The 26,777-nt window shown below is 60.8% G+C and carries 21 protein-coding genes and 3 tRNA genes; 13 read left to right on the top strand and 11 right to left on the bottom strand.

Annotation, left to right across the window (positions count from 1 at the left end; all coding sequences use genetic code 11):
* Positions 1 to 120: 120 nt before the first annotated feature.
* Complete coding sequence (locus tag DXD94_RS02080; RefSeq protein ID WP_117763087.1) at positions 121 to 1,926, bottom strand: hypothetical protein; 1,806 nt, start codon at positions 1,924 to 1,926, stop codon at positions 121 to 123.
* Positions 1,927 to 2,065: 139 nt separating this feature from the next.
* Positions 2,066 to 2,497 (bottom strand): Rrf2 family transcriptional regulator, encoded by a 432-nt coding sequence (locus tag DXD94_RS02085; protein WP_117763088.1) that lies wholly within the window; start codon positions 2,495 to 2,497, stop codon positions 2,066 to 2,068.
* A 224-nt stretch (positions 2,498 to 2,721) separates the two neighbouring features.
* On the opposite strand from DXD94_RS02085, the gene sufC reads away from it, so the two are divergent.
* The 5 genes from sufC to sufU are packed head-to-tail and all read left to right on the top strand — an operon-like array spanning position 2,722 to position 7,967.
* The gene (sufC, locus tag DXD94_RS02090; protein WP_117763089.1) at positions 2,722 to 3,522 is read left to right on the top strand and encodes a Fe-S cluster assembly ATPase SufC; all 801 of its coding nucleotides are present in this window, start codon (positions 2,722 to 2,724) and stop codon (positions 3,520 to 3,522) included.
* 12 nt (positions 3,523 to 3,534) lie between these two features.
* The gene (sufB, locus tag DXD94_RS02095) at positions 3,535 to 4,947 is read left to right on the top strand and encodes a Fe-S cluster assembly protein SufB (protein WP_022094821.1); all 1,413 of its coding nucleotides are present in this window, start codon (positions 3,535 to 3,537) and stop codon (positions 4,945 to 4,947) included.
* A complete protein-coding gene (locus DXD94_RS02100) occupies positions 4,947 to 6,218 on the top strand; it encodes a SufD family Fe-S cluster assembly protein (RefSeq protein WP_117763090.1) in 1,272 nt (423 codons plus the stop codon). The genes sufB and DXD94_RS02100 overlap by 1 nt, the downstream gene beginning before the upstream one ends.
* Positions 6,215 to 7,540: an aminotransferase class V-fold PLP-dependent enzyme gene (locus DXD94_RS02105; RefSeq protein ID WP_199568339.1), complete on the top strand. Its 1,326-nt coding sequence runs from the start codon at positions 6,215 to 6,217 to the stop codon at positions 7,538 to 7,540. Before DXD94_RS02100 ends, DXD94_RS02105 begins: the two co-directional genes overlap by 4 nt.
* Positions 7,533 to 7,967 carry a Fe-S cluster assembly sulfur transfer protein SufU gene (gene sufU, locus DXD94_RS02110; protein ID WP_117736728.1) on the top strand — a complete coding sequence of 145 codons (435 nt, stop codon included), beginning with the start codon at positions 7,533 to 7,535 and terminating at the stop codon, positions 7,965 to 7,967. Before DXD94_RS02105 ends, sufU begins: the two co-directional genes overlap by 8 nt.
* 65 nt (positions 7,968 to 8,032) lie before the next feature.
* Here the strand turns inward: sufU and DXD94_RS02115 are convergent, their stop codons facing one another.
* Positions 8,033 to 8,833 (bottom strand): transposase, encoded by an 801-nt coding sequence (locus DXD94_RS02115; protein WP_117763091.1) that lies wholly within the window; start codon positions 8,831 to 8,833, stop codon positions 8,033 to 8,035.
* Between the two features lie 403 nt (positions 8,834 to 9,236).
* Between DXD94_RS02115 and DXD94_RS02120 the strand changes: the two genes are divergently transcribed.
* Entirely contained in the window at positions 9,237 to 9,971 is a 735-nt protein-coding gene (locus DXD94_RS02120) for an iron-sulfur cluster assembly scaffold protein (protein WP_006235554.1), read from the top strand.
* An 18-nt stretch (positions 9,972 to 9,989) separates the two neighbouring features.
* On the top strand, positions 9,990 to 10,994 hold the full coding sequence (locus DXD94_RS02125; RefSeq protein ID WP_117640944.1) for a GGGtGRT protein: 1,005 nt from the start codon (positions 9,990 to 9,992) through the stop codon (positions 10,992 to 10,994).
* 198 nt (positions 10,995 to 11,192) lie between these two features.
* Here DXD94_RS02125 and DXD94_RS02130 read toward each other — a convergent pair whose 3' ends face one another.
* Positions 11,193 to 11,633 (bottom strand): transposase, encoded by a 441-nt coding sequence (locus tag DXD94_RS02130; protein ID WP_147347113.1) that lies wholly within the window; start codon positions 11,631 to 11,633, stop codon positions 11,193 to 11,195.
* A 439-nt stretch (positions 11,634 to 12,072) separates the two neighbouring features.
* Between DXD94_RS02130 and DXD94_RS02135 the strand changes: the two genes are divergently transcribed.
* Both DXD94_RS02135 and dinD read left to right on the top strand, forming a co-directional pair.
* Positions 12,073 to 13,599, top strand: coding sequence for an FAD-dependent oxidoreductase (locus DXD94_RS02135; protein ID WP_117763093.1), 1,527 nt, complete (start codon positions 12,073 to 12,075; stop codon positions 13,597 to 13,599).
* A 161-nt stretch (positions 13,600 to 13,760) separates the two neighbouring features.
* Entirely contained in the window at positions 13,761 to 14,621 is an 861-nt protein-coding gene (gene dinD, locus DXD94_RS02140) for a DNA damage-inducible protein D (RefSeq protein ID WP_117763094.1), read from the top strand.
* Positions 14,622 to 14,884: 263 nt separating this feature from the next.
* Here dinD and DXD94_RS02145 read toward each other — a convergent pair.
* From DXD94_RS02145 to DXD94_RS02155, 3 genes are all read right to left on the bottom strand, one after another.
* Positions 14,885 to 14,957, bottom strand: a tRNA-Lys gene (locus DXD94_RS02145).
* Between the two features lie 43 nt (positions 14,958 to 15,000).
* A tRNA-Lys gene (locus tag DXD94_RS02150) sits at positions 15,001 to 15,076 on the bottom strand.
* A 22-nt stretch (positions 15,077 to 15,098) separates the two neighbouring features.
* Positions 15,099 to 15,175: transfer RNA gene (locus DXD94_RS02155), tRNA-His, on the bottom strand.
* 165 nt (positions 15,176 to 15,340) lie between these two features.
* Here DXD94_RS02155 and DXD94_RS02160 point away from each other — a divergent pair.
* On the top strand, positions 15,341 to 16,522 hold the full coding sequence (locus DXD94_RS02160) for a pyridoxal phosphate-dependent aminotransferase (RefSeq protein ID WP_117763095.1): 1,182 nt from the start codon (positions 15,341 to 15,343) through the stop codon (positions 16,520 to 16,522).
* A gap of 141 nt (positions 16,523 to 16,663) precedes the next feature.
* Positions 16,664 to 17,554 (top strand): ROK family protein, encoded by an 891-nt coding sequence (locus DXD94_RS02165; RefSeq protein WP_117763096.1) that lies wholly within the window; start codon positions 16,664 to 16,666, stop codon positions 17,552 to 17,554.
* Positions 17,555 to 17,668: 114 nt separating this feature from the next.
* On the opposite strand, the gene DXD94_RS02170 is transcribed toward DXD94_RS02165, so the two are convergent.
* From DXD94_RS02170 to argS, 4 genes are all read right to left on the bottom strand, one after another.
* Positions 17,669 to 18,118: a VanZ family protein gene (locus DXD94_RS02170; protein ID WP_117735610.1), complete on the bottom strand. Its 450-nt coding sequence runs from the start codon at positions 18,116 to 18,118 to the stop codon at positions 17,669 to 17,671.
* 7 nt (positions 18,119 to 18,125) lie between these two features.
* Complete coding sequence (locus DXD94_RS02175) at positions 18,126 to 19,526, bottom strand: hypothetical protein (RefSeq protein WP_117763097.1); 1,401 nt, start codon at positions 19,524 to 19,526, stop codon at positions 18,126 to 18,128.
* A 313-nt stretch (positions 19,527 to 19,839) separates the two neighbouring features.
* A complete protein-coding gene (gene rho, locus DXD94_RS02180; protein WP_233540296.1) occupies positions 19,840 to 22,410 on the bottom strand; it encodes a transcription termination factor Rho in 2,571 nt (856 codons plus the stop codon).
* A 912-nt stretch (positions 22,411 to 23,322) separates the two neighbouring features.
* Positions 23,323 to 25,176 (bottom strand): arginine--tRNA ligase, encoded by a 1,854-nt coding sequence (argS, locus tag DXD94_RS02185; protein ID WP_117655689.1) that lies wholly within the window; start codon positions 25,174 to 25,176, stop codon positions 23,323 to 23,325.
* A gap of 342 nt (positions 25,177 to 25,518) precedes the next feature.
* On the opposite strand from argS, the gene DXD94_RS02190 reads away from it, so the two are divergent.
* Both DXD94_RS02190 and DXD94_RS02195 read left to right on the top strand, forming a co-directional pair.
* Positions 25,519 to 26,004, top strand: a complete 486-nt coding sequence (locus DXD94_RS02190; RefSeq protein WP_006235480.1) for a CarD family transcriptional regulator — start codon at positions 25,519 to 25,521, stop codon at positions 26,002 to 26,004.
* Between the two features lie 107 nt (positions 26,005 to 26,111).
* Positions 26,112 to 26,711, top strand: coding sequence for an HD domain-containing protein (locus tag DXD94_RS02195; protein ID WP_117763098.1), 600 nt, complete (start codon positions 26,112 to 26,114; stop codon positions 26,709 to 26,711).
* Positions 26,712 to 26,777 lie beyond the last annotated feature (66 nt).

Below are 26,777 nucleotides of genomic sequence, written 5' to 3' on the forward strand. Positions count from 1 at the left end.
GGGCAACGGTAGCAACAGTCCCCCGAGGGGGCATAACAAATCGTTGCACAACAAAAACGAGGTCCGATGCCGCCGCACCGGACCCCGTCCCGACTCTAAAGGTATTCGACAACCGAGAGGCTATTCCTCCGAGCCGTCCTCCCCAGCAGCCTTACGCTGCTGATCGAGCTTACGCTTGCCACTCACAATAGACGTGACACCCAGCGTGGCCAAGCTTGCGCTGGCAAGGCTCGCCATCACAATCAGATCGCCCGTCTTGGGCATGTTACCGCCCGAGGACTTGGTCGTAGTCGTCGTGGTCGTGGTGATCACCGTTTTGGAGTCATTATGCTCCTGGACCTGGTTGTCAGCACCGCTCCCGCCGTCTCCGGACTGTTTCTTTTCGCCCCCGGTCTTGCTCTTGTCCTTCTCCTCAGATTCAGACTTCTTATCCTCGTCCTTCTTCTGTTCGGACTTGTCGCTCTGCTCCTCAGAGCTAGAACCCTTATCGGATTCGGTCTTCTCGGAAGCCTCGTCCTTGGAGTCGCCCTTTTCAGCCTCGGTCTTTTCCGTGGAAACCTGATCAGAGTTGTCCTTGTTCTGGGTCGAGCCGTTATTGACACCAGCCATCAGCGAAGAGCCCAGCATAGAACCAAGCTGCACGGAGAAAGAAGGCTTCTTGTCCGGCGAAGCAACGGGAGCGTCCGGCGCCTTATTCGAGTCGTCCTTGGAAGCATCGGAATCAGGGGTTGCGGCAGAGCCAGAGCCGTTGTTAGAGCCGGTGTCAGCGGACGAATCGCTCGAGCCGGTGGATGAGTCAGAGGTGTCAGCGTCGGTCGAACCAGAAGCGTCGCTGTCCGTATTGCCGGCAGAGTTTGAAGACGAATCGCCCGCAGCAGAGCCGTTCGAATCGGAGCCGTTCGAGGTAGAGCCGTCGTCGGTAGTACCACCAGCAGAACCATCACCGTCAGTATCGGTCGAGGGCGCGTCCATCCTGTCATCGTTGGCATCGTCACTCGAGTCGTCATTCGAATCAGGTGTCGGCGAGGGCGCCGGCGTAGGCTCGGGCTGCACGGGCGTCGCAGCGGCAGCCTCATCCTCGGCGATATAAACCAAGCAGTCCTTCAGCTCGTTACGGTAGCGGTTCTTCCAGCCCTCATGATACTGGGGCTGACTCGAATACTTGGTCGCCACGTTATTGACCACGCTGTTGGAAAGCGCCGTCACAAACTCGCGATCGGTCATACTGTTAGAAAGGTTTGCCCAGCGGAAGAAGTCCCTGCAACCACCGGTGCCGCACATGTTGGTGATACTCCACACCATGCCCTTAACGCAATCGGCGCGGCCCGAAACATCAATGCCCAAGCCGCTCTTGAGCCACGCCTCGGTCACCGCATAGTACGAGTTGTACGCATAGGCATCTTGAAGTGCTGAGAACTCAACAGGATCGGTGTTGTACGCACCTTGGAAGGCATCTTGCGCGATATGGCCCAGCTCGGTGAGCTGGCCGTTCTCGTACATGGCATTGCTCGCGTTGGAAATCTCGCTGCCGCGATCAATCGCATCCTTGAGCATGCTGTATTTTTCGGGGCTGTAGTTGTAGACCTGCTTCATAAACGGAATGAGCGACCATCGACGGTCGAACTGGTAATAGCCCAGCGCGTTGTAGCCGTCACCATACGAAAAGCCCTGGTTATAGTTGCCGTGGCTCTCGTACTTGGTAAAGTACTTCATCTCGGCGGTCACGTTGACAAACGAAACGCCCTGAACCGACCTCAGCACGCCCGAGAAGGACTGCTGGGTGTAAAGGCCCTTATCGATATCGGTGGCATCCGAGGCAACGCCCGGCGTGGGCTCCTCGGCAGCGGCGGGTGCCGGCGCGGAAACGGCGCCAAACGAAAGCGCCAGCGTCAGGCCCGCGACAATAGCAGAATGCTTAGGCTGCATAAGATCCTCCTTGCATTGGTGTAGTTAAAGTGCGGTTTGCAAAGATAGAGTTTAGTATTGCAGCTCACCCGTTGTTGCACAACAACCCCTCGGTAAACGGCAACAACCCTCCGCAAAATCTTAAGGAATTGCGTACAACCTACAGCTTAATGTCGAAGTTAATTTCTGGAACGGCAGCCAAGTCGGCCAACGTTACGCCGTCGACGTACTTTTCGATCACGTCGTCCAGACCGCGCCAGAATTTGACGGTCGAGCACAAATCGCTGCGGGTGCAGCTGTTGTCGATACCGTCGCACGCCACGGGCGCCGTGCTGCCCTCGACAGCGCGCAGGATGTCGCCAGCACGCACCTCGGCCGGGTCCTTGGCCATCATGTAGCCACCGCCTTTGCCGCGCACACTCTTAAGCAGACCAGCCTTCATAAGCGGACGAACCAGCTGTTCCAGATACTTCTGCGAAATGCGCTCGCGGTCGGCGACCTCGCGCAGAGCAGTCTTGCCCTCGGCGTCACCGAGCGCCGCGATATAGATCATCAGCCGGAGGGCATAGCGGCCCTTGGAAGAAATGAGCATACCTACCCTCCCATCGCATCTGGGACAACATAACCAGGTTTGTTTGTCCCAAATCTTAAGTAAGTGGGACAAACACAACAGGTTATTTTGTCCCAGAATTTGAAAAGTCGAGTGGATTAGTCGGGTTTTCCCTTGACTAACTCCGAACCCATAGTAACTTTATTCCGAGAAGATTCCTAGGGTTTAGTACACCTATGAGTACACCATATACAGAGAGGGACAGCATGAGCGCAAATCCGCTGCTTTCCATCGAAGGTCTGACTGCCTCCGTGGACGAGAAGACCATCCTCCACAACGTCAACCTGCAAGTCGCCGCCGGCGAGACCCACGTGCTGATGGGCCCCAACGGCGCCGGCAAGTCCACCCTCGGCCACCTGGTCATGGGCGACCCCGTCTACACGGTCAACGACGGCCGTATCGTCTTTGACGGCCAGGACATCACCGAGCTCACCACCGACAAGCGCTCGCGCGCCGGCTTGTTCCTGAGCTTCCAAGCGCCGGTCGAGATCCCCGGCGTGCCGCTGTCGAGCTTTTTGCGCGCCAGCATCGCCGGCCGCCCCGGCCTGGAGATGAAGGGCAAGGAGTTCCGCCGCCGCGTGAAGGAGCTCGCGGCCGAGCTCAACATGGATACCGCCTATCTCAACCGCGAGCTGGGCGTGGGCTTCTCGGGCGGCGAGAAGAAGAAGGTCGAGATGCTCCAGCTTCTGCTGCTGCAGCCCAAGCTCGCCATCCTGGACGAGACCGACTCGGGCCTGGACGTCGACGCCCTGTCCACCGTCAGCCACGGCATGGACGCCTACCGCAAGAGCTGCGACGGCTCCATGCTCATCATCACGCACAACACGCGCATCCTGGAGCACCTGGATGTCGATCGCGTCCACGTTATGGTCAAGGGCCACATCGTGCGCGAGGACGACGCCTCGCTCATCCCCTGGATCGACAAGAACGGCTTTGAAACCTTCGAGCGCGAGGCCGCCGAGCAGCGCGCCCAGGCCGAGGCCGCCGCTGCCGAGCAGCAGGCGTAAGGGGGCGACGCAATGACCAAGAACCGCACCGAGGTCGCGGACATTGACCGCAGCCTCTACGACTTCACCTATGGCGAGGAGGGATTCGAGCGTCTTGACGCCGGCATCACGCCCGACATCGTGCGCGAGATCAGCGCCAAAAAGGACGAGCCGCAGTGGATGCTCGACCTGCGCCTCAAGTCCCTCGAGATCTTCAACCGCTTCCCGGATCCGACGTGGGGCCCCTCCATCGAGGGCCTGGACATGGACAACATCGTCACCTACGTCAAGCCCAACACCGATCAAAAGCACGACTGGGAGTCGGTGCCCGACGACATCAAGAACACCTTTGAGCGCCTGGGCATCCCCGAGGCCGAGCGCAGCTATCTGGCGGGCGTCGGCGCGCAGTACGACTCCGAGCTGGTCTACCACAACATGCAGGACACGGCGTCCAAGATGGGCATCGTCTACTCCGGCATCGAGGAGGCCCTGCACGATCCGCAGTGGGAGCCGCTCATCCACGAGAAGTTCATGACGCTCATCCCGCCCACCGACCACAAGTTTGCGGCCCTGCACGGCGCCGTGTGGTCGGGCGGCTCGTTTGTCTACGTGCCCAAGGGCACCAAGCTCGACTTTCCGCTGCAGAGCTACTTCCGCCTCAACGCCAAGGGCGCCGGCCAGTTTGAGCACACGCTCATCATCGTCGAAGACGACGCCGACCTGCACTTTATCGAGGGCTGCTCCGCGCCCAAGTACAACGTGGCCAACCTCCACGCCGGCGCCGTCGAGCTCTTTGTGGGCAAGCGTGCGCACCTGCGCTACTCGACCATCGAGAACTGGTCCAAGAATATGTACAACCTCAACACCAAGCGTGCGCGCGTGGACGAGGATGGCGACATCGAGTGGATCAGCGGCTCTTTCGGCAGCCACGTGGGCTACCTCTACCCCATGAGCGTGCTCAACGGCCGCCGCGCCCGCTCGAGCTTTACCGGCATCACCTTTGCCGGCGCCGGGCAGAACCTCGACACCGGCTGCAAGGTCGTGCTCAACGCCCCCGAGACCTCGGCGACCGTCGAGACCAAGGGCATCTCCAAGAGCGGCGGCATCCAGACGTTCCGCAGCTCTATTGTGGCGACACCCAAGGCCGAGGGTTCCAAGGCAACCGTGAGCTGCCAGTCGCTGATGCTCGACGACCAGAGCCGCTCCGATACTATTCCGGCCATGGACATCCGCGCCAAGAACGTCGACATCGGCCACGAGGCCACCATCGGCCGCATCGGCGACGACAAGGTGTTCTACCTGATGAGCCGCGGTATCTCGGAGGAAGAGGCCCGCACCATGATCGTCAACGGCTTTGCCAACCCGGTCTCCAAGGAGCTGCCGCTTGAGTACGCCGTCGAGATGAACAACCTGATCAAGCTCGAGATGGAAGGAGCGATCGGATAATGAAACAGACCACCAACACCGCTGCTACCGCCCTTGAGCAGGTCAATGCGATGCCGGCTGCCACTTGGGGTTGGCTCAAGATGAACCAGACCAAACTCGAGCTCTCTGACGAGCTTGCCGCCGCTCCCGCCGAGACCATTGAGGTCGAGGGCTTGGACGAGCAGTTTGCTGGCGTGGCAGACGCGTTCGACGCCGCCATGGACGCCATGGCCGAGCGCTTCCCCGAGCGCCGCGCCTCCGCCCCGGGTGATGCCGCCGACCGCGCCCGCATCACGCCCGAGACCGAGCTCGACGTGCCCACCACCTCCGTCTACCAGGCCGGTGCCATTAAGCTGGAGGAGGAGCTCTCCCCCGCTGAGGCCTTCGAGACTGGCATGGGCGAGGCTGCCTACACCTACCTGGCCGACCACGCCACCAAGCGCGTCGTCATCGATGTGCCCGCATACAAGCACGCCACGGTTACCGTGCGCGTGAGCGGTGTCGATGCAGCCGCGGCCATCGCCGCCATCGACGTCGTCGCCCGTCCCCAGTCGACGCTCGACCTGCAGATCGCCCTGGACTCCCCCGTTGCCGGCGAGGGCGTCGTGGGTTCTGTGCTACGCGTGTGCGCCCACGAGTACGCCACCGTCAACGTGGCCTGCACGCAGACGCTCGACGATAGCTGGATCGCGCTCGACGACACCGGCCTGTTCCTGGACGAGGGCGCGCGCGTCAACGTGCAGCACACCGTTCTGGGTGCTGGCGCCAGCGCCACCGGCCTTGCCGGCGACCTGCTGGGCGATACCGCCAAGGTCACCATCGATACCGATTACCTGGGCGCCCGCGATCAGGTGCGCGATTTTAACTACGAGCTGCGCCACCGCGGTCGCAAGACCGAGTGCGAGATCGACGCCAACGGCGTGCTGACCGGCACGTCCAAGAAGGTCTACCGCGGCACCATCGACCTCGTGCACGGCTGCAAGGGTGCAACCGGCACCGAGCGCGAAACGGTGCTTTTGGCCAACAAGGGCGTCGACAACAAGACCGTTCCCGTCATCCTCTGCGACGAGGACGACGTCGCCGGTAATCACGGCGCTACCATCGGTCACGTCCGCGACGAGCAGCTGTTCTACCTCGCCTGCCGCGGCCTTGACCAAAACGCCGCCGAGGACCTGTTCATCCGCGCCAAGCTGGAGGACGCCGTGCTTTCTGCCACCGACGAGCGCGCCCGCGCCGCCGTCGTCCGCCTGGGCAACAACCTGATCGACAACTTTGAGGAGGAGCTCGCATGATCGACACCGAGCACGTTAAATGCGATACCTGTACTGCCGCCGAGCCCATGGAGCTCGACGCCAGCGACGAGGCTTCGCGCGGCTGGCCCACTGTGGACATCGAGACCAACCCCTACAAGGGCCAGTTCCCGCTGTTCCAGCAGCACCCCGAAATCGCCTTCCTCGATAGCGCCGCCACCGCGCAGCGCCCTGCCTGTGTGCTCGACGCCGAACGCGACTTCTATCAGCGCATGAACGCCAATCCCCTGCGCGGACTGTACTCGCTTTCCGTCGAGGCCACCGACGCCATCGCAAAGGTGCGCCAGCAGATCGCCGACCTCATCGGCGCCGCCCAGGCCAACGAGGTCGTCTTCACCCGCAACACGAGCGAGTCGCTCAACCTGGTCGCCAAGAGCTTTGCGCCCACGGTCCTCGAACCGGGCGACGAGGTCGTCATCACTATCATGGAGCACCACTCCAACCTGATTCCGTGGCAGCAGGTCTGCCGCGAGACCGGCTCCAAGCTCGTCTACCTCTACCCCACCAAGACCGGCCAGCTCACCACCGAGGAGGTTCTTGCCAAGGTGGGTCCCAAGACCAAGATCCTGGCCGTGGGTCAGGTCTCTAACGTGCTGGGCGTCGAGAACCCGGTCAAGAACCTTGGCAAGCTCGTGCACAAGTACGGCGGCTATCTGGTTGTCGACGGCGCGCAGTCGCTGCCGCACATGCCGGTCGATGTGGCCGACCTGGGCGCCGACTTCTTTGCCTTTAGCGCGCACAAGGCCATGGGCCCCATGGGCATTGGCGTGCTGTGGGGCAAGATGGACCTGCTCAACGCCATGCCGCCCATGCTGACCGGCGGCGAGATGATCGATTCGGTCACCGAGCAGGACGCCGTCTGGGCGCCCGTCCCCGAGAAGTTCGAGGCCGGCACGCAGGACGCCGCCGGCATCTTTGCCACAGGCGCCGCCCTCGACTACCTCGTCAACACGGTGGGCTACGAAAACATCCAGGCACGCGAGCGGGCACTCGTGCACTACCTGATGGGCGAGCTCATGCAGCTCGACTTTGTCCAGATCATCGGATCCATCTATTGGGACAACCATCACGGCGTCGTGAGCTTTAACGTCCGCGGCATCCACCCGCACGACGTCGCGAGCATCATGGACATGGACGGCGTCTGCATCCGCGCCGGTCACCACTGCGCGCAGCCGCTGCTCACCTGGCTGGGCGTCGAGAACCTCGCCTGCTGCCGCGCCAGCGTGGCCTTCTACAACGACAAGGCCGACATCGACAAGTTCATCGCCGGTCTGCATCACGTTTGGAGCACGTTCAATGGGTAATCTGTACACCTCTACCACATTTATGGAGCACAACTCGCACCCCGACTATAAGTACGAGATGGATGCCCCCACGCACGAGCACGACGGCATCAACCCCAGCTGCGGAGACGAGCTCACCTTGCAGCTGCGCGTCGAGAACGACGTGATCGAGGAGGCCTCGTTTACCGGTCACGGCTGCGCCATCAGTCAGGCCAGCGCCGACATCATGGCCGACCTCATCACCGGCGAGACCGTTGAGGAGGCTCGCCGCCTGGCAGAGCTCTTCCTCGCCATGATTCGCGGCGAGCAGCTCTCCGAGGAGGACCTGGAAGACCTGGACGAGGCCGCCCAGCTCCAGGACATCTCGCACATGCCTGCCCGCGTCAAATGTGCCGAGCTCGCCTGGCGCACCCTCGACGGCATGCTCACGGGACAAAATAATCAGTAGTATTTGTCCCAAATCTTAAGAATTATGTTGGCCGAATCGCATGACAAGAGTGATTCGGCCATTGTCTATTCCGAGCCCTCAGCCTGAGCCTTCACCCGAGCATAAGCGCGCACGATACGAGAGACGGTACTCTTGCTGATTCCCGTATAGCGTTCAATCTCGCGCACCGTGTAGCCGCCATCGTGCAGGACGAAAATGATTCCGTCTCGACGCGACGGTGCTACGGTCTTGAGTTCGTTGAGCGGCACGCCCAGGCGCTTCGCCATCTTGTCGGCAAACGCACGCCGCTCCCACTCCGTCTCATCCATATCGTGAATCACCGGATCGGAACCATCGGGCGTCGACAGAGAATAATCAAGAAACCCCTTGGCAGACTCAAAGAGCTCGAGCACACAAGAAGGGTCGGAAAATCCTCTCGTCATATCGTTGTCATACGCTCGCAGATACTCGGCAAAGCTGCTCCACGGATAGCGCTCGATCAGGGCGATACCCGCCTCCTGCGGATTAGCATGAACATAGCGAATCGCGGCCATTAGATGACGGTCGGTATCGAGCGAGCGCCGGTCAAAACGGTTCTGGAACAGATGGCCCGTTCGCCCCGTGCGTTTATTGAACCGCCGCGCGTACGTCAAAAGCAGCCGGTGCATCGCCGCGCTCATCGCGTCCTCGTAATCTGCAAGCACAAGATGCACGTGATTGCCCATAAGGCACCAGGCGATAACCGTCACGCCCGCCTCGCGGCAGCAGTCGCGCATCAGTTCCAAAAACTCCCACCGGTCTTCGTCGCCCTCAAAGATGAGCTGCTTGCCCGTACCGCGGGCACAGACATGGTAAAAGCCGGTAACCGTTCTCCAAACGCGCTGCATGGCGCTCCCTTCGCCGGGATCTGCTTGCCATCTAATACAGCACGATTGAAGCGTGCCATCAAAACATCCACGCAAAACAATAGACTCGCGCGGCCAAAGGCGGTAAATAGGCGGCGAACGGCACCGTTGCAACAGGTCAGCCCCCGCAACGCATACAAGAGCTGACCAAAAGCTTGCCCAAGACGAACCCCCTCTACGGAAGTTCGCGACCACAGAACATAGAGTTAAACCGTTTCAATTAAAACTTCCGGACTTCTCGCTACGAAAACTGAGCCGTTCGCCGAATATTCCGTGCATTTCGCGGTATTATAGGGGCTGCATGTCATGTCCCTTTCGAAGGGTCGCCCGGCAATCGCCAGCCACGACCCCCAGACGGGACGCCAACACGATAGAGAGGAGAGGCATGCAGTACTCACAGGAAGTGGAGAACATGTGCCCCGTTGCCAAGGGTGCATACCACGGCCCCGCACCCATCCCCGAGGAGGGCAAGTGGGTCCAGGCTAAGGAGATTTCCGACATCTCCGGTCTTACGCACGGTGTGGGTTGGTGCGCACCTCAGCAGGGCGCCTGCAAGCTCACGCTGAACGTCAAGGACGGCATCATCGAGGAGGCCCTCGTTGAGACCATCGGCTGCTCGGGCATGACCCACTCTGCCGCCATGGCTTCCGAGATCCTTCCCGGTAAGACCATCCTCGAGGCCCTCAACACCGACCTCGTCTGCGACGCCATCAACGTTGCTATGCGCGAGATTTTCTTGCAGATCGTTTACGGCCGCAGCCAGACCGCGTTCTCCGAGGGCGGCCTGCCCGTGGGCGCCTCCCTCGACGACCTCGGCAAGGGCCTTCGCTCTCAGGTCGGCACCATGTTCGGCACCAAGGCAAAGGGCGCTCGTTACCTCGAGCTCGCTCAGGGCTACGTCACCCGCATGGCTCTCAACGACAAGAACGAGATCATCGCATTCGAGTTCCTGAACCTCGGCAAGTTCACCGACGCCGTCAAGGCCGGCAAGACCCCCGAGGAGGCCATCGCTGGCGCTATGGGCCACTATGGTCAGTGGGAGAACGCTGCCAAGTACATCGACCCGCGCACCGACGAGGAGACTCACTCCGTCGCCAGCGTGTTCCCGGTTCACGAGTAGAAAGGGAGGGAAATAACTATGACTGTTACGTTCGAAGGTTACGAGCGCCGCGCTGACAAGATCAACAAGTGCCTCGCCGACAACGGCATCGCCTCCCTCGAGGAAGCTCTGCAGATCTGCACCGACAAGGGCTTCAACCCGCGTGAGATCGTCAACAACACCCAGTCCATCGCCTTCCAGAACGCCGAGTGGGCTTACACCCTCGGTTGCGCTCTCGCTGTCAAGCGTGGCGCCAAGTCCGCTTCTGAGGCTGCCGCCATCATCGGCGAGGGCATCCAGGCCTTCACCGTTCCCGGCTCCGTCGCCGAGGACCGCAAGGTCGGTCTGGGCCACGGCAACCTGGGCGCTATGCTGCTCTCCGACGACACCGAGTGCTTCGCCTTCCTGGCTGGCCACGAGTCCTTCGCTGCCGCTGAGGGCGCCATCGGCCTGGCTCTGAACGCCAACAAGGCTCGTAAGAAGCCGCTGCGCGTTATCCTGAACGGTCTGGGCAAGGACGCCGCCCAGATCATCGCCCGCATCAACGGCTTCACCTATGTGAAGACCCAGTTCGACTACTACACGGGCGAGCTCAAGGTCGTCGAGACCATCCCCTACTCCGATGGTCCCCGCGCTGCCGTTAACTGCTACGGCTCCGACGACGTCCGTGAGGGCGTTGCCATCATGTGGCACGAGAACGTCGATATCTCGATCACCGGTAACTCCACCAACCCCACGCGCTTCCAGCACCCCGTCGCTGGCACCTACAAGAAGGAGCGCATCGAGGCTGGCAAGAAGTACTTCTCCGTCGCTTCTGGTGGCGGCACTGGCCGTACCCTGCACCCGGACAATATGGGCGCCGGCCCTGCCTCTTACGGCATGACCGACACCATGGGCCGTATGCACTCCGACGCCCAGTTCGCCGGTTCTTCCTCCGTGCCTGCGCACGTTGACATGATGGGTCTCATCGGTATGGGCAACAACCCCATGGTCGGTGCCACCGTCGCCTGCGCTGTCGCCGTCGAGGAGGCCCTCAAGGCCTAATCGCGCCCGCGCGATGCTCATATAGTTGAGCTTTAGAGCCGCTACCCACCCGGGTAGCGGCTCTTTTTTCTTCCAGAGGGGTAGCTAATTTGGGACGTGTCTCTATAGTTTTGTCAACCGCCTGCTTCGCGACATTTCGGCATGGCGCATCCGGGCGCCTCGCGCCCCCTCTCCCTCTTCGGTTGACCTCGCCGTCCGCTAGGCCGCGTACGGGACGGCGTCTCGCATGATCGCGTAGATGACCTTGAGCCTCTTCCTCGCGACCGCCTTCAGCGCCTTGCTGTGCCTCATCCCCCTCGCCCTGCACTCCCCGTAGTACCTCCCGAACCTGTTGTCCGTGCCGATGAGGGAGTTGCAGCTGAATATGAGCAGGTTCTTGAGCTGCCTGTTCCCGCCGCGCTGCGGCGACGTCGACCTGATGCTGCTCCCGGAGCGCCTGTCGGACGGCGCCACGCCGCAGTAGCTCGCGAGCTCGTCGTGCCCCCTGAACGCGGATATGTCGATCGACGTCACCAGCGCCGCGGCGGTCTTGGGGCCGATCCCGGGCACCGTGAGGAGGCACTCGTAGACCTCGTCGCCCGCCAGCGAGTCGGCCACGAGCGAGTCGAGCTCCTCGATGTCGGCGTCGAGGGAGGCCATCTCCCGGGCGAGTATCCGGACCGCGACGTCCTCGCCGGCCGGCAGCCGCCTCCCCGAGCGCGACGAGGCCAGCAGCGCCTCCCAGAGCCTCCCGGCCCCCGCCGCGGGGGCGCCCGGGCCCTCTACGGGGCAGGGGCTGACGGCCGTCCGGGGCGGTCGGCCAGCGACCACCGGTGCGGCTCAATCGTATAGCCATGCGACGGAAAAGAGCCGCCCTTTCGGACGACTCAAACTGTAATGGGGCTATTTTAGCTACCCCGTCGCAAGACCATCTACTACCGATATATCAGCTGCAGGGGAATATGAGTTGCAACGAGACGGAACCATCACGCGCCCATGACGCCCACCTGTCATATTTGCCCTTTACCGATTTGCCAAGTCTTTGCGACCCCATTGCCGATCACCCGTGCGACAATGCGCCGGACGAGAAAGGAATCTGATGGAATCGACTGATGTACTGGTAATTGGATCTGGCATTGCGGGCCTTTGCGCCGCCATCGAAGCGGCATGTACAGGTGCAGCCGTCACTGTGGCAAGCGCCGGCAAGACCATGAGTGGATCGAGCTTCTTCCCGGGTACCTGGGGCCTCGGCCTCATCGGTCCTGTCGACGAAGGAGACGAGCAGGACCTCATCGACACCATCCAGACCGTTGGTGGCGGCGTCGCCGACCTCGAGCTTGTCCAGACGTTTGTGCACGGCATTCCCCAGGCAATTGAATGGCTCGAGCAAGACCTGGGCGTTGAGCTCCAGCGTCCGCAAAGCGCTGAGAGCGCTCAGCAAAAGCAATTTATCCCCTGCTTTGACCATAAGACACGCAAATGGCGCGGCCTCACCCGCAAGCCTCTTGAGGACGCGTGTATGGCCCAGATCGAGTCGCTCGGCATTCGCCTGCTCCCCCGCCACGAGCTTATCGACCTTCTTGAAGACTCGACCGGTAGGATTAACGGCGCCTTGCTCTACGACCTTACACGCGAACGCATCGTTTCCATTGCGGCAAAGGCTACGATTATCGCCGCCGGTGGCACAGGCGGCCTGTTCGAGCGCAGCCTCACTTCGGCCGACGTGCTCAGCTCCTCGCAGGCCATCGCGCTAGCGCACGGTGCATCCCTCACTAATATAGAGTTCATGCAAATGATGCCAGGCTTCATCGAGCCCAGGCGCAACTTGGTCTTTAACGAGAAGACCTGGCGCTACGTCAAGTTCGACCAGCCGGTCGATATCGCCGACGATAAGCTCGACGATCTGCTCGAGCAACGCTCCGGATATGGTCCCTTCACTTCGCGTCTGGATTCTCGCGCTATCGACCTAGCCATCGACCAAGCGGGAGCCGAAGGCCTGGCGCTCCACTACGACTTCCCCCGCGAGGACGTCCCCGAGTTTGTGCAGACCTTTGCCACCTGGCTACAAGACGAGCACGGCATCGCGCCGACCGACGAGATGCGCGTGGCGATGTATGCCCACGCCGCCAACGGCGGTATCAAAATCGACAAGACCGCGTACACGGGCGTTGAGGGCCTCTACGCCTGCGGTGAGGCAGCAGGCGGCATGCACGGCGCCGACCGCATCGGCGGCTTGTCGAGTGCCAATGGCATCGTATTCGGGCGCATCGCGGGCGCATCGGCAGCTCGAGCAGCGCTGGACGCTCCCGAGGCGGCCGCTCCGATGGATATCGCCCTCCCTCAGTATGGCATTGCCACAACAGATGCCGAACGCCTGACACACAGCCTTAAGCACACGATGAGCACCTATTGCATGATCAACAGGACCGAAGCAGGTCTATCCAAGGCCCTGCAACAGCTTGAAAGCCTGAAAGACGAGGCAACGGCGCTGAGCAAGCCGCATGCCAATGACAGCGAGATCGCAGCCCTCGCCCGTCTGCAATCGCAGAATCAGCTGGCAACGGAGATGGTCAAAGCCATGCGCAAGCGGACCGAAAGCCTGGGTTCGCACTATCGATCGAATTAAACTGGACACCTATCTAGAGCAGAGCACAACTAATCGATATCTATGGGCCCCGTGACCTCGAAGTGGCACGGGGCCCATTCGTGTCCGCACGGCAGCGTATCCTTATTCTGAGTACAGAGCGGGCAAAGCGCGCATAGACAATAGATCAGCGAGGAGGAGATATGGACAGTAGAGATATCGAGAAGTGGCGTGTCGAACTTGATAGCTACGCCAATGTGGAAGACGGCGTTGAGTATTGGCTCGCACGCGATTTAATGGAACCCATGGGATACACTCGATGGGAGAACTTCGCCGAAGTTGTTAAGAGGGCAAAAGTCTCGTGCGAAACAAATAAAACTCCAGTTGATTCCCATTTTCGTGACACCACGAAAATGATAACTGCCGGTGTCGCCGCTCGCGCGGTTAAAGACTACAAGCTTACGCGCTATGCATGCTATTTAATCGCCCAAAACGGAGATTCAAACAAGCCAGAGATCGCGCTCGCCCAGGCATACTTTGCCGTGCAGACGCGCCGCCAAGAGCTCATAGAGCAGCGCTTCGCAGAGATTCAGCGCTTACAGGCGCGCCACTCGCTATCCGATTCAGAGAAACAGCTCTCGGGTATTGCGTTCAAACGCGGCGTGGACTCCAAAGGATTCGCGATCATCAAGTCGAAGGGCGACGAAGCGTTATTCGGCGGCAGAAGCACGGCGGAAATGAAGCAGCAGCTCGGCATATCCAAGAGCGCGGCATTGGCGGACAGGTTAGCCGATGTCCTCATCAAAGCAAAGGACCTTACGAACTCGATGACGGCCTTCAACGCCGAGGAACACGACCTGTACGGTCTGGACCAGATCAAGCAAGAGCACGTCGAGAACAACACAAGCGTGCGTGGCAGCCTCATCGACCGCGGAATTGTCCCCGAGAACCTGCCACCTGCCGAGGATACAAAAAAGCTCGAGCGTCGCGTGAAGGCAGACGAGAAGAAACTCAAGGAAGGTACTGACGGTTTTACCGATCCCCAGGGTAGACTCGATCTGTGAAAGCGGCCGTGCCCTTTCGGGTTCGACCCCATGCGAGGTCAACAAAAAAGACGGTCAACTATCGCTGACCGTCTTAACATGCTTTGGTGGCCGTCAGGGGGTCAGCCTGCTGCGCAGGCGGCCGCTACGGCGCTTCGCGCCTTGCGCGCTGCGCTGGCAAATGCTCGCGCATTTCCTCAGCTCCGCGCCCTTACGGGTTCGACCCCATGTACTGTTAACAAAAAAGACGGCCAACCGAAATTGACCGTCTTAACAATCTTGGGTGGGCCGTCAGGGGGTCGAACCCTGGACCTTGGGATTAAGAGTCCCCTGCTCTACCAACTGAGCTAACGACCCAAAGATAAAGTCCGTTGTGGCGGACTTTAGAGGAGATATCGTGTGGTGGGCCGTCAGGGGGTCGAACCCTGGACCTTGGGATTAAGAGTCCCCTGCTCTACCAACTGAGCTAACGACCCGATATCAACACGAAGCAAGAACTGGGGTGGGTAAAGGGACTCGAACCCTCGACCTACGGGACCACAACCCGTCGCTCTAGCCAACTGAGCTACACCCACCGTGTCCTGTGCGCTTCGCGCTCGACTATTATTGCAAGGAACGCCACGCGATGCAAGCCCCAATTTTCAAGAATTTTGAAAAGAGTAGTTCGAGACCATTTCAAGCAAATCCCACCGGTTTCATAGGAGTAAACTTGCCCCACCCTGAAGTTCGAAAGGACAAGCATGAAAGAACTCTCCAACCGCACGGCATTATTTACCGATTCCGTCATCCGTCGCATGACGCGCATCTCCAATAAGTACGGCGCCGTCAACCTGTCGCAGGGCTTCCCTGACTTCGATCCCCCGGCGCAGCTGCTCGATAGCCTCAGCACCATCGCCACCGACCCCAAGCCGCTTTACCACCAGTACTCCATCACCTGGGGCTCCCAGGCCATGCGTGAGGCGCTTGCCGCCAAGCAGGAGCATTTTATGGGCATGCCGGTGAACCCCAACGAGAATATCGTAGTCACCTGCGGCTCCACCGAGGCCATGATGGCCGCCATGATGACGGTCACGAACCCCGGCGACAAGGTCGTAATCTTCTCGCCGTTCTACGAGAACTACGGCGCTGACACCATTCTCTCGGGGGCTGAGCCCATCTATGTGCCGCTCAACCCGCCCACCTTTGACTTCGACCGTGAGGTCCTCGAGGCGGCCTTCCGCGACAACGATCCCAAAGCAATCGTCCTGTGCAACCCGTCCAACCCCTGCGGCAAGGTCTTTACCCGCGAGGAGCTCACCTTTATCGCCGAACTCTGCAAAAAGTACGACGCCTACTGCATCACCGACGAAGTCTACGAGCACATCGTCTACGCGCCCCACGAGCACGTCTATATGGCCACGCTGCCCGGCATGTTCGAGCGAACCATCAGCTGCAGCTCGCTGTCCAAGACCTACTCCATCACCGGCTGGCGTCTGGGCTACACCATTGCCCCAGCCCAGATCACCGAGCGCATCAAGAAGGTCCACGACTTCCTCACCGTGGGTGCCGCCGCTCCCCTGCAGGAAGCCGTCGTCACCGCCCTCAACTTCAATGACAGCTATTACGATGAGGTCCTTGACCTCTATACCGCCAAACGCGACCTGTTCTGCCAGGGACTCGACAGCATCGGTCTTGAGCATAACGTGCCGCAGGGCGCCTACTACGTGATGATGGATATCTCGGAGTTTGGCTATGACAGCGACCTCGACTTCTGCGAGGATCTCGCGTCTAAGGTGGGCGTGGGCGCTGTTCCCGGATCGAGCTTCTTCCGCGAGCCCGTCAACCATCTGATTCGTTTCCACTTTGCCAAGCGTGACGAGACGCTCAACGCGGCGCTGGAGAACCTCAAGTCTCTGCGTGATAAAATCGAGCCACGCGGGTAAGGACGGCCCAGCAACTAAAGAAAGCAAAGAAGCCTTGCTCCGCCTGTCGCGTTGCGAGGCTTCTTTTTATAGCGCTTTCTTAATTGGTTTAGAGCGCTATAATTTAGCCACGGAGCAACTCGTCCCAGAAAGAGGAACATTATGGCAGAGCAGCAGCTTATCGGAGCGCTCGAGGCCGGTGGTACCAAGATGGTCTGCGCCACGGGCTATGCGGACGGTACGGTCCTAGAGCGCGAGCGGATCGCGACCACGACTCCACAGGAGACCGTCGAGGCCGTCAACGCGTGGTTTGCGAACAAGGGCATCGCCGCGTTGGGCATCGGCGCGTTTGGCCCCACCGCGGTCAACCCCGCTTCGCCGCAGTACGGCAAGATCCTAGAGACCCCAAAGACGGCATGGCGCTACTTTGACCTGCTGGGCAGCATCCAAAACGAGCTCAATATCCCCTGCGGCTACGATACCGACGTCAACGTCGCCTGCCTGGGCGAGGTCACTTTTGGTTGCGCTCAGGGCCTCACCGATGTGGTCTACCTGACCATCGGCACCGGCGTGGGCGCCGGTGTGCTCTCGGGCGGCCAGCTTGTGCACGGCATGATGCACCCCGAGGCCGGTCACATCCTGGTCACGCGCGACCCGCGCGACACCATTGGCGAGCACAGCGCCTGCCCCTTCCACGACAGCTGCCTCGAGGGCCTCATCGCCGGCCCCGGTGTTAAAAAGCGCTGGAATGGCAAGAGCGCCGGAGAGATGGCCGATGACCCGGAGGCCATGGACCTGCTCGCCGGCTATCTGGCGCAGGCACTCATGACCTACACGCTGTGCTATGCGCCGCAGAAGATCGTCATCGGTGGCGGCGTGGCCGACCACACCCCCATCGTGCCGCTCGCGCGCAAGAAGTGCGCCGAGATGCTCAACGGCTACATCGTCACACCCGAGATGGCCGACATCGATAACTACATCGTCAACAACAGCCTCGAGGGCAAGCAGGGCATTATGGGCTGCCTGGCCCTGGGCGCACAGGCGCTTCAGTAGCAGACGCACCCACGGGACGTGGCACGCCCGGCAAATACGACCTACGGAACAACGCCACCACGCCTCATATAAACCCTCAAATAAAAAAGGCCGCCTAGGACCAAACAATACGTCCTAGGCGGCCTTTTTGGCGCACATCAGCGACCGTAAGAGATATCGGAGCACAACGCCCGTTGCCGCTCCACAGCAGTCGATCATCACATCGGTGATCATGCCGGCGCGTCCCGGCACAAAGAGTTGAATCGTCTCGTCGATCGAGGGAATCAGCAGCAGGAACACCGCCGTGGGCAGCAGCACGTCAAAGGTGCGCCGGCCCTCAAAATCAAACGCATGCGTTGCCAGGATGCCGAGCACCATATACTCGGTAAAATGCGCGCACTTGCGAACAACAAAGTTGGTCACCCATGCATATGGAAGTCCCACGCCGTGCAGGAAACCGCGGATAGCTTCCATGACCGTCAGGCTCAGCGAGCCCGACCCCGAGCCGGGAACCAGCGAATTGCCCCAGATCAAGAGTGCCATCAGGCAGGTCACGACCGCCCATTTTCGATTGATCTTAACCATGCAGAAGTTATGCCTCCGCGCGGAGCGGCGCGAAGCTGGCGGTACCGCCCTCGATAACGCTCAGATAGGCACGGCCCGTACGCTTGGCAGTAGAGGACTGCAGGCGCTCGATCTCTTCTTCTAGGATCTGATTGACGCGCTCGTGACGACGATTTTCCATAATGCCGGCGGCAATAGCCTCGGCCCGCTCGATGCTCTCGCGCGAGATACGGGCGGTATCCTCGGGGAACACAGCGCTGTGACGGCCGACATAGGCGGGGGCAGCAGGCTGAGGGGCAGCGACGGGAGCGGGGGCCGCAACAGGAGCAGGCTCGTCGATCTCATCCAGAATCGCGGTGGCGGCGGCCCACATGTTCTCGTGGCCCGAGTAGTCGGCCATAGGGACATCAACCTCGAGCGAAGCGTCCGGAAGGTCGCCGGTGTCGATGCGATCTTGGGCATCAATCGATGCGGTGATGACTGCAGGCTCATCGAGGTCATCGAGATCGATGCCCGCAGCACCGGAGATGATAGGCATGCTGGCGAGGTTTGCGTTGTACGGCGCAGCCTCAGCCGCCTGCTGCTGGGCAGGAGCGCCCCAAAGCGAGCTTTCGGCGGCACGGCGGGCGGCAACGGCCTCCTCATCCGCGGTCATGGCTTCATCAACGTACGAATTATCGGCAGAAGCGTTCACGTCCGCCGAGGTGGCGCTGCAGGCGTTATTGGCTGCGGCGTTGGCAACGAGTGCCACGAAAGCCGCCGTGCTGCCCGCAGGGGCGGCCTGGGAGCCAGACACGGCACGTGCCGCGGCGGCGATGTCATCGCGATTGAAGGAGCCAGTCTGCCCGCCATTGGTGAGCTCGTCGATGGCGACTTGATAGACGTCGCGCGAGCGTGCAGGGTCGCAGCTCACCGGCGAATCGTCGTCGAGTATACTGTCGATCATGGACCAAGCCTCCGCCTCGTCCATAGCATCTGCGGCTCGAGCGATGGTAGGGACACCATTATCGGCATGACGGCGCTGGAACGCACCGGTCAGGCCGGAAAGGAATGCCGAGGTAGACTGCTCCGACTGAGCCTGAGAAGCAGAAGCGGCAGCATAAGGAGTCGCATCCTGCTGCTGAGCTGGAATCGAGGCGGTCTTGAACTCGCTTTGATGCTGATTGAGATTGGCGGCACCGCCCATGGCATCGGGCTGGAACAGACGCTCTTCACGCTGCGCACGGTACTCGGAGATACCCAGCGAGGCGGCATAGATACCCACGCCCGCCACCGCGCCCACGGCAAAGGGAACCGCACCCGCCACGACCGTCTCGTTCACCGACGAAAACGGCAGCGTCGCGGCATACATAACCACGGGAGCGGCAAGGCCGATCCCGCACGAAAGTCCGGCAAGGACTGCTCGTTGTGTTGCATCAGAAGAAGCCATGAGCTCTCCCCATCTTCCAGCACCCAAATCGCATCATTCAGTTGGCTGCGCGAGAGAAGATGAAGCGGGGCTATGCCCCAAAGCAACGGTATATGGTTCGTTTCATCTGCGTTTTCCGTCGCGAAGCTTAAAAGCTATTATGCGAAACCGCCCTGTCGATTGCAAGCGACAATGTCGGATTGAAACGGGAAACCTGCTGCTTGCCTGTCTTATGGTCAAAAATAAGCGCGGAGCGGCGATATGGAAAAGGGCCGAGGCTCAAAGCCCCGACCCTTTACCGCATTGATGACTATCGCTGCGCGTGGATGACAACCTAGAACGTCTGCTCGTAGTCACTGTGCTTTTTGGCCGAACGCACCAGGAACTCCTGGTTGGTGTTGGTGCCCTTAAGACCCTTGATGAACGACGCGGCTGCGCGTTCGGTGTTGTTCATGCCGGCAAGAATGCGACGCAGACCAAAGACAAACGGACGCATCTGCTCGTCTACCAACAGGTCCTCGTTACGCGTACCGGAGGCAACGGGGTCGATAGCCGGGAAAATGCGGCGGTCGGCCAGGTCGCGGTCGAGCTTAAGCTCCATGTTGCCGGTGCCCTTGAACTCCTCAAAGATGACCTCGTCCATCTTGGAACCGGTGTCGATGAGGGCAGAGGCCAGGATGGTGAGCGAGCCACCGTTCTCGATATTACGGGCTGCACCCAGGAAGCGCTTGGGCGGATACAGTGCCGCCGAATCGACGCCGCCCGAAAGGATGCGGCCTGAGGCGGGCGCCGCCAAGTTGTAGGCGCGGGCAAGACGCGTGATGGAGTCGAGCACCACCACAACATCGCCGCCCAGCTCAACAATGCGCTTGGCACGCTCGATGACGAGCTCGGCCACGCGGGTGTGGTTGTCGGCGGGCATATCGAAGGTCGACGCCACAACCTCGCCCTTGATAGAACGCTGCATATCGGTGACCTCTTCGGGGCGCTCGTCGACGAGCAGGCAGATGAGGTGCACCTCGGGGTTGTTAATCGAGATAGACTGGCAGATCTTCTTGAGGATCGTGGTCTTGCCGGCCTTGGGCGGGGACACGATCAGGCCACGCTGACCCTTGCCGATCGGCGACACGATGTCGATGGCGCGACCGGTAATGGAGTCCTTGCCGTGCTCCATGCGCAGCGGCTCGTTGGGATAGACCGGGGTGAGGTCGCCGAACTTGGGACGGTTGCGAATCTGCTCGGGGTCCAGACCGTTGACGGTCGAGATCTTGGCGAGGCCGGCGCGCTTGTCGCCGCCGCGCGAAGGACGCAGCGAGCCCTCGATGACATCGCCCGTGCGCAGACGCGCGGAGCGGATGAGGTAGGCGGGCACGAAGGCGTCGTCGTTGGACTTCATGTAGCCATGGGCGTGGATGATGCCGGAACTGTCCGGGCGAATCTGCAGAATGCCCTTGATGTCGCGGAAGCCCTCGGCCTTCGCGGCAGTGGTGTAGATCTCCTCGACAAGCTCGGCCTTCTTCTTGCCAGTCGTCTCGATCTCGAACTCCTTGGCCTTTTCGCGCAGCTCGGCGACCTTCATGGCCGCGAGTTCCTCGCGCGAAAGCGTGGGCTCGGTGGGAGCGGCATTACGCTCCTTGTTGCGCTGCTTGCGATCTCGCTGGCGGTTGCGGCGGTCGTTGTTGCGGTCATCCTTGCGCTCGTTGCGCTCGTCGTTGCGCTTGTGCTGGCGACGGTTGGGGCGAGCGCCGTCTTCGCCCTCGGCGGGCGCGGCGCCATCGGTTGCGGCGGTGTCAACATTGGCCGCGACGGCGTCATTGGCCTCGGCGCCGGTATCGACCTGCGCTTCGACATCAGCCTGCTGCTCGGCGGCCTTGGCCCTAGCGGACTTCTTACGGCCGCGCTTGGGTTTCTCGGACGCAGGCTGTTCGACGTCCTGAGGCTCGGCGACATCAGTCGATGCATCGGCGGTCGTCTCGGCGGAATCCTCGGACGCGCCCTTCTTAGCGGCCTTAGCCTTGGACGTGCGCTTAGCAGCGGTGCGACGGCTGCGACCGGGACGGACGTCAGCGGGCTCGGCATCGGCGGGAGCGGCCTCGGAAGTCGTAGCATCCTGGACGGGCGCGTCGGCAGCGGTTGCAGACTCGGCGGTCGCCGCAGCATCCCGAGCGGCGGCGGCGGCTGCGGCCTTCTCGGCCTCGACGAAGGCCTTGGGCTTGCGACCGCGACGGTGCGGGCGCAAAGCCGGATCGACAACGGGAACTTCGCCGGCCTCGACAGGCGCAGCAGGCTCAGCAGGCGATGTGCCCTCCCCTGCCGCGGAACGGACCGAAGCCTCAGTGAGCTCGGGGGTTACCTGTTCGGCAACCTGCTCGGCCTTAGCAGCCGTGCGACGGCGTGTGCGCGGTGCCGGCTTCTCGGTCGGCTGGTCGGAGGCAGGGGTCTCGGTGGCGGCAGGTGTCTCGGGCACAGACGGAGCTGCAAGCTCGGTCAGAGCCGCGGCCTCGCGCTCGGCAGCACGACGGCGGGCACGCACCACCTGAGCCTCGCTAATCTGCGCCAACGCACGTGCTTGCGCGACCTCATCGGAAATCGGCGCCGAGGAGTCAGTTGCAACGGTGCGCTTGACGCGCGTCGCGCGCGTGGTACGGCGCCTGGGCTTGGTGACCTCCTCGCCGTCAGCGGCAGGCTTGGCCGTGCGGCGCGTGCGCTTGGGCTTTGCCGGAGCAGCCTCCTCACTAGTTGCAGACACGGCCTTCTCAGCCGCTGCAGGCGTAGGCGTCGAAGCAGCCTTGGGCGTCTCAGGAGCCGAGGCTTGCGCGGGCGCCGTGACCTGGTCCGACGCAACCGGTGCAGCGGGAGCGGCCTGCGTCGTCGTTATTTCGTTTTCTTGCTGTTGATCAGACACAGTGTTTGCTCAACTTTCTTTTCAAGCCCTGTGATCACATGCTCCCTGCATAAACCTTCAGGACGGCTAAACAGTCTAGTTCCGTTCAAAACGACGGACATCATTGATCTGTATCGAGATGATTGCGTCAACTACGCAGCGTTAGTGTAACACAACCGCCGCCACCTGCAACTTAGTCATTGGGGACGTTCTTAAACGACTAGTCAAAAGGGGCACTCTTTACAAAGCCGCGGGCGGCGAAATCCAGCTCTCTTAAGTTGCGGTGAAAGAGCTCCTGAAAAACCCGGCAGCCGCCCCAAACAGGAACTATTCCACTGCAACTTATATGGAGAGGCCAGCCGAGCCCCCAAAGATCGTGGTGACCACGAGGCACGGGAGCAGAATCGTCAGTCCCAGGATCGACTCGCCACGAATCGCGCCTATCTACTACGTTTGGCCCGCGACCCCTGACCATTCCCTCGGTCTTCCTAAAATCGCAATCCCGCTACCTGCGGTTTTAAATATCGCGCCTTTCGACATGGTTCGGGGTATGCGACTAAACGTAGTAGATAAGCCCGATTCGTGGCGTACGGTTTCGTACCGCTCTCCCCCGGGACATAAATGATCCGTTTTCCTCCGTCCCCAAGGGGTCATTTTCAAAACTATGGCGGATTACGGTGTAAGAACGGCGCAAGCGAACCATACCCTGCATTTTAATATTCGGCAAGCCGTCTACCTGCGGTTTTATTTTCACTGCTGTCGCTATGGTCGCCAGGCAGCGATTCAGCCCCGTAAAGCGGTATAGTTGCTTTTTTGTAGCATTTTCCAACACGCCAAAAAGCCCCGCCAAACGCAAAAAGCCCGACCTCCGCATGGAGATCGGGCTTATAGGGCTCAGCAAAGCCGAACCTACACGGTCAAATGAACCGCAGATTACATCTGCTCGGGCGCGGAGACGCCAACGAGGGTGAGCACCAGGGCGAGCGTCACGCGGACGGCATCGCAAGCGGCCAGACGGGCACGCGAAAGCTCGGGGTCGACGGGACGGCCCTCGCTCGGCAGCACCTGGCAGGCAGCGTAGAAGCTGTGGAAGTCGCCGGCGAGCTCCTCGGCAAAATGCGTCAGACGGAACGGGGCGCGATCACGAGCGCAGCTGGCAATCAGGTCGGTGAGCTCGTTGAGCTTACGCGATAGGGCGAGCTCGGTCGGATCGGTCAGCAGCGAGTAATCGACGTTCTCACCGATGGCCTTGGCGGCGACGGCCTTCATGCCCATCTCGTCAGCCTGCTCGGGCGTAACGTCAGCGGCACGGCGCAGGATGGAGCACACACGGGCGTGAGCATACTGCACGTAATAGACCGGGTTGGAGTTATCGCGCTTCTTAACGGCCTCGATGTCGAAGTCGACCATCTGATTGGAGCTCTTGGAGATGAGCGTGTAGCGAGCGGCATCGGAGCCGACCTCATCGACGAGCTCCTGCAGAGTCACCATGGTACCCTTACGCTTGGACATACGGACGGGCTTGCCGTTGCGCAGCAGGTTGACGAGCTGGCCCAGCAAAACCTCGAACTTACCGGGGTAACCGAGAGCGTCGCAGACGCAGCGGACGCGCTCGATGTAACCGTGGTGGTCGGCGCCCCAGATGTCTATGACGTGATCGACGCGCTGGAACTTATCCCAGTGATAGGCGACGTCGGAGGCGAAGTAGGTGTACTCGCCGTCGGACTTGATTAGGACGCGGTCTTTGTCGTCGCCCAGATCGGTGGAACGGAACCACAAGGCGCCGTCCTTGGTGTAGAGGTAGCCCATCTTGTCGAGCTTCTCAAAAGCGCGGTCGACGGCAGAGGTGCCGGCGGTCTCGCCCTCGGTGTCCTTCACATACAGCGAGCGCTCGGAGTACCAACGATCGAAGTCGCAGTTGACGGCGTGGCAGAGGTCGCGCATGTTGTCGACCATCTTCACATAGCCGCGCTCACGGAAGCTCTCCATGCGCTCCTGCGGATCGGCGTCGACCCACTTGTCGCCGTCGGTACGCCAGAACTCGGCAGCCTCATCGATGATGTAGTCGCCGCCGTAGGAGTCCTTGCCCAGGGTCTCGGCAAAGTTGTCCTGATACGGATGGGTCTCGGGATGCTCGTCGTTCTCGTCGGCAACGAAGGCGTCACGGTCGGCGATCAGCAGCTTGTGAGCCTCGTCGATATCAACGCCCTGCTTGGCAATGATATCGGCAAGCTGCATATAGCGCGTGCTGATGGAGTTGCCGAAGGTGTTCATCTGAGAACCGTGGTCGTTGATGTAGAACTCTCGCTGGATGTCGTAACCGGCGTGGTCCATAACGCGGCAAAGGGAGTCACCCAGAGCGGCCCAGCGGCCGTGGCCGATGTGCATGGGGCCGACAGGGTTGGCAGAGACGAACTCGACCTGGGTCTTCAGGCCGCCACCGACGTTAGACTTAGCGAAGTCCATGCCCTTCTCGCGGGCCTCGCCAAAAATGGCGTTCTTGACGGCAACGGAGAGGTAGAAGTTAATGAAGCCGGGGCCTGCGATCTCGACCTTCTCAATCGCGGGGTCCTCGGGCATATGGGCAACGATGGCCTCGGCAATCTTGCGCGGGGCGCAGTGAGCCAGCTTGGCGGACTTCAGGGCCATGGTGGAGGTCCACTCGCCATGAGAAGTGTCGGCCGGTCGCTCGATAGCGCAATCATCAAGTTCAAATGCGGAAAGGTCGCCGGCCTCCTGGGCCGCAGCAAGCGCAGCGCGTACCAGCTCTTCAATCTTCTCGGGCATAGATCCTCCTTGTGTTAAAGCCCCCGAGCTCTTGGTCACTCGTAGGGCAAAAGCCAGAGTTTGTAGCACTCTATCACAAGCGGTAGCTACTGTCGCAGGGTAAAGTTAATCGATATTGCATATGCACAAAAATGACTACAGCTCGCACAGGGCCACTCAAAGATGGAGGTTTGCCTGCTGATTGTGCACCTGCCGAAAATGCATAAACACGTGCATGAGCTGCTCGGAATATCGAATACTCTTACCTATCGGAATTGTGTGCTTTTCCTGCATAAAGCGATGGTTTGCGCACGTCAGCGTGGTATTCTAGACATACGCAAATTCGTATAAGCTGGAGGTAGCATGTTCTCAATCGGTCAACACGTCATTCATCCGGGCCAGGGAGTCTGCACCGTCGTCGGTTTTAGGGACGACACGCCGCAGCCCATGTTGCTGCTCGAGACCAAGCAGGGACATGCGCAGACGATCCTCATGTACCCCGTGGCGCAAGCCGACCGTCTGCATGCCGCCATCTCTCAGCAGGATGCCGAGCACCTGCTGAGCCACTACGACGAGCTGGAGTGCGACACTTTTACCGAGCGCAACAGCTCGCTTGAGGAGACGCACTTTAAGCAGCAGCTCAAGCTGGGCGCGCCCGAGACGGTCCGCGTGGCAAAAACCATGATGCACCGCATTCGCCAGGCCGAGGAAGCTGATAAAAAGCCCAGTTCCTACTACATGCGTGTGCTCAAGGAGGCCAAGCGCCGCTCTATAGAGGAGTTCGCCGTGGCCCTGGGCGTCACCGAAGAGGCCGCCGAAGCCCGCCTAGCCCAAGCCGCCCTCAACTAACCTGCCCACGCCAAAACCACCACAAAGGGGACAGGCACCTTTGTGGTGGTTTTCTTGTTCTAGTAGTATTCAATCTTATCGATACCCACGAGCACAAGGAGTCTGTTATGGCAGAGTCGCTTACCGCCGGAATCACCCGCGACCGCGCATTCGAACTGCTCAACGAGCACAACAAGGATCCGTTCCACATCACCCATGGCGAAACCGTCGAGGGCACCATGCGCTACTTTGCGCGCGAGTTCGACCCCGAGAACGAGGAGTTCTGGGGCATCGTCGGCCTGCTCCACGACCTGGATTGGGAGGAGCATGAGGACGACCCCATGAACCACACCATCTACGCTGCCGAGATCCTCGAAGGCGAAGGTGCCTCTCCTGAGCTCATCCGTGCCATTCAGTCGCACACGTCCGATTTCAACACTTCGCTGCCCAAGCCCGAGCTGCAGATGGAGAAGATCCTGTTTGCCTGCGACGAGCTTACCGGCCTGATCGGAGCTGCCGTCATCATGCGCCCGAGCAAGAGCGTCATGGACTTTACGACCAAGTCGCTCAAGAAGAAGTTCAAGGACAAGCGCTTCGCCGCCGGCTGCTCGCGCGACGTGATTTCGCAGGGCGCCGAGATGCTGGGCTGGGAGCTCCCCGAGCTCTTTGACCACACCATCGCAGCCATGCAGTCCTTCGCTCCCGATCGCGACACCTTCCAGGCCTAACACTAAAACCACCACAAAGGTGCCTGTGAACTGCCTCCCATTTCTTGGACATCGGGAAATGGGAGG

It is taken from the genome of Collinsella sp. TM10-22, assembly GCF_003466125.1.
Lineage (GTDB): Bacteria > Actinomycetota > Coriobacteriia > Coriobacteriales > Coriobacteriaceae > Collinsella.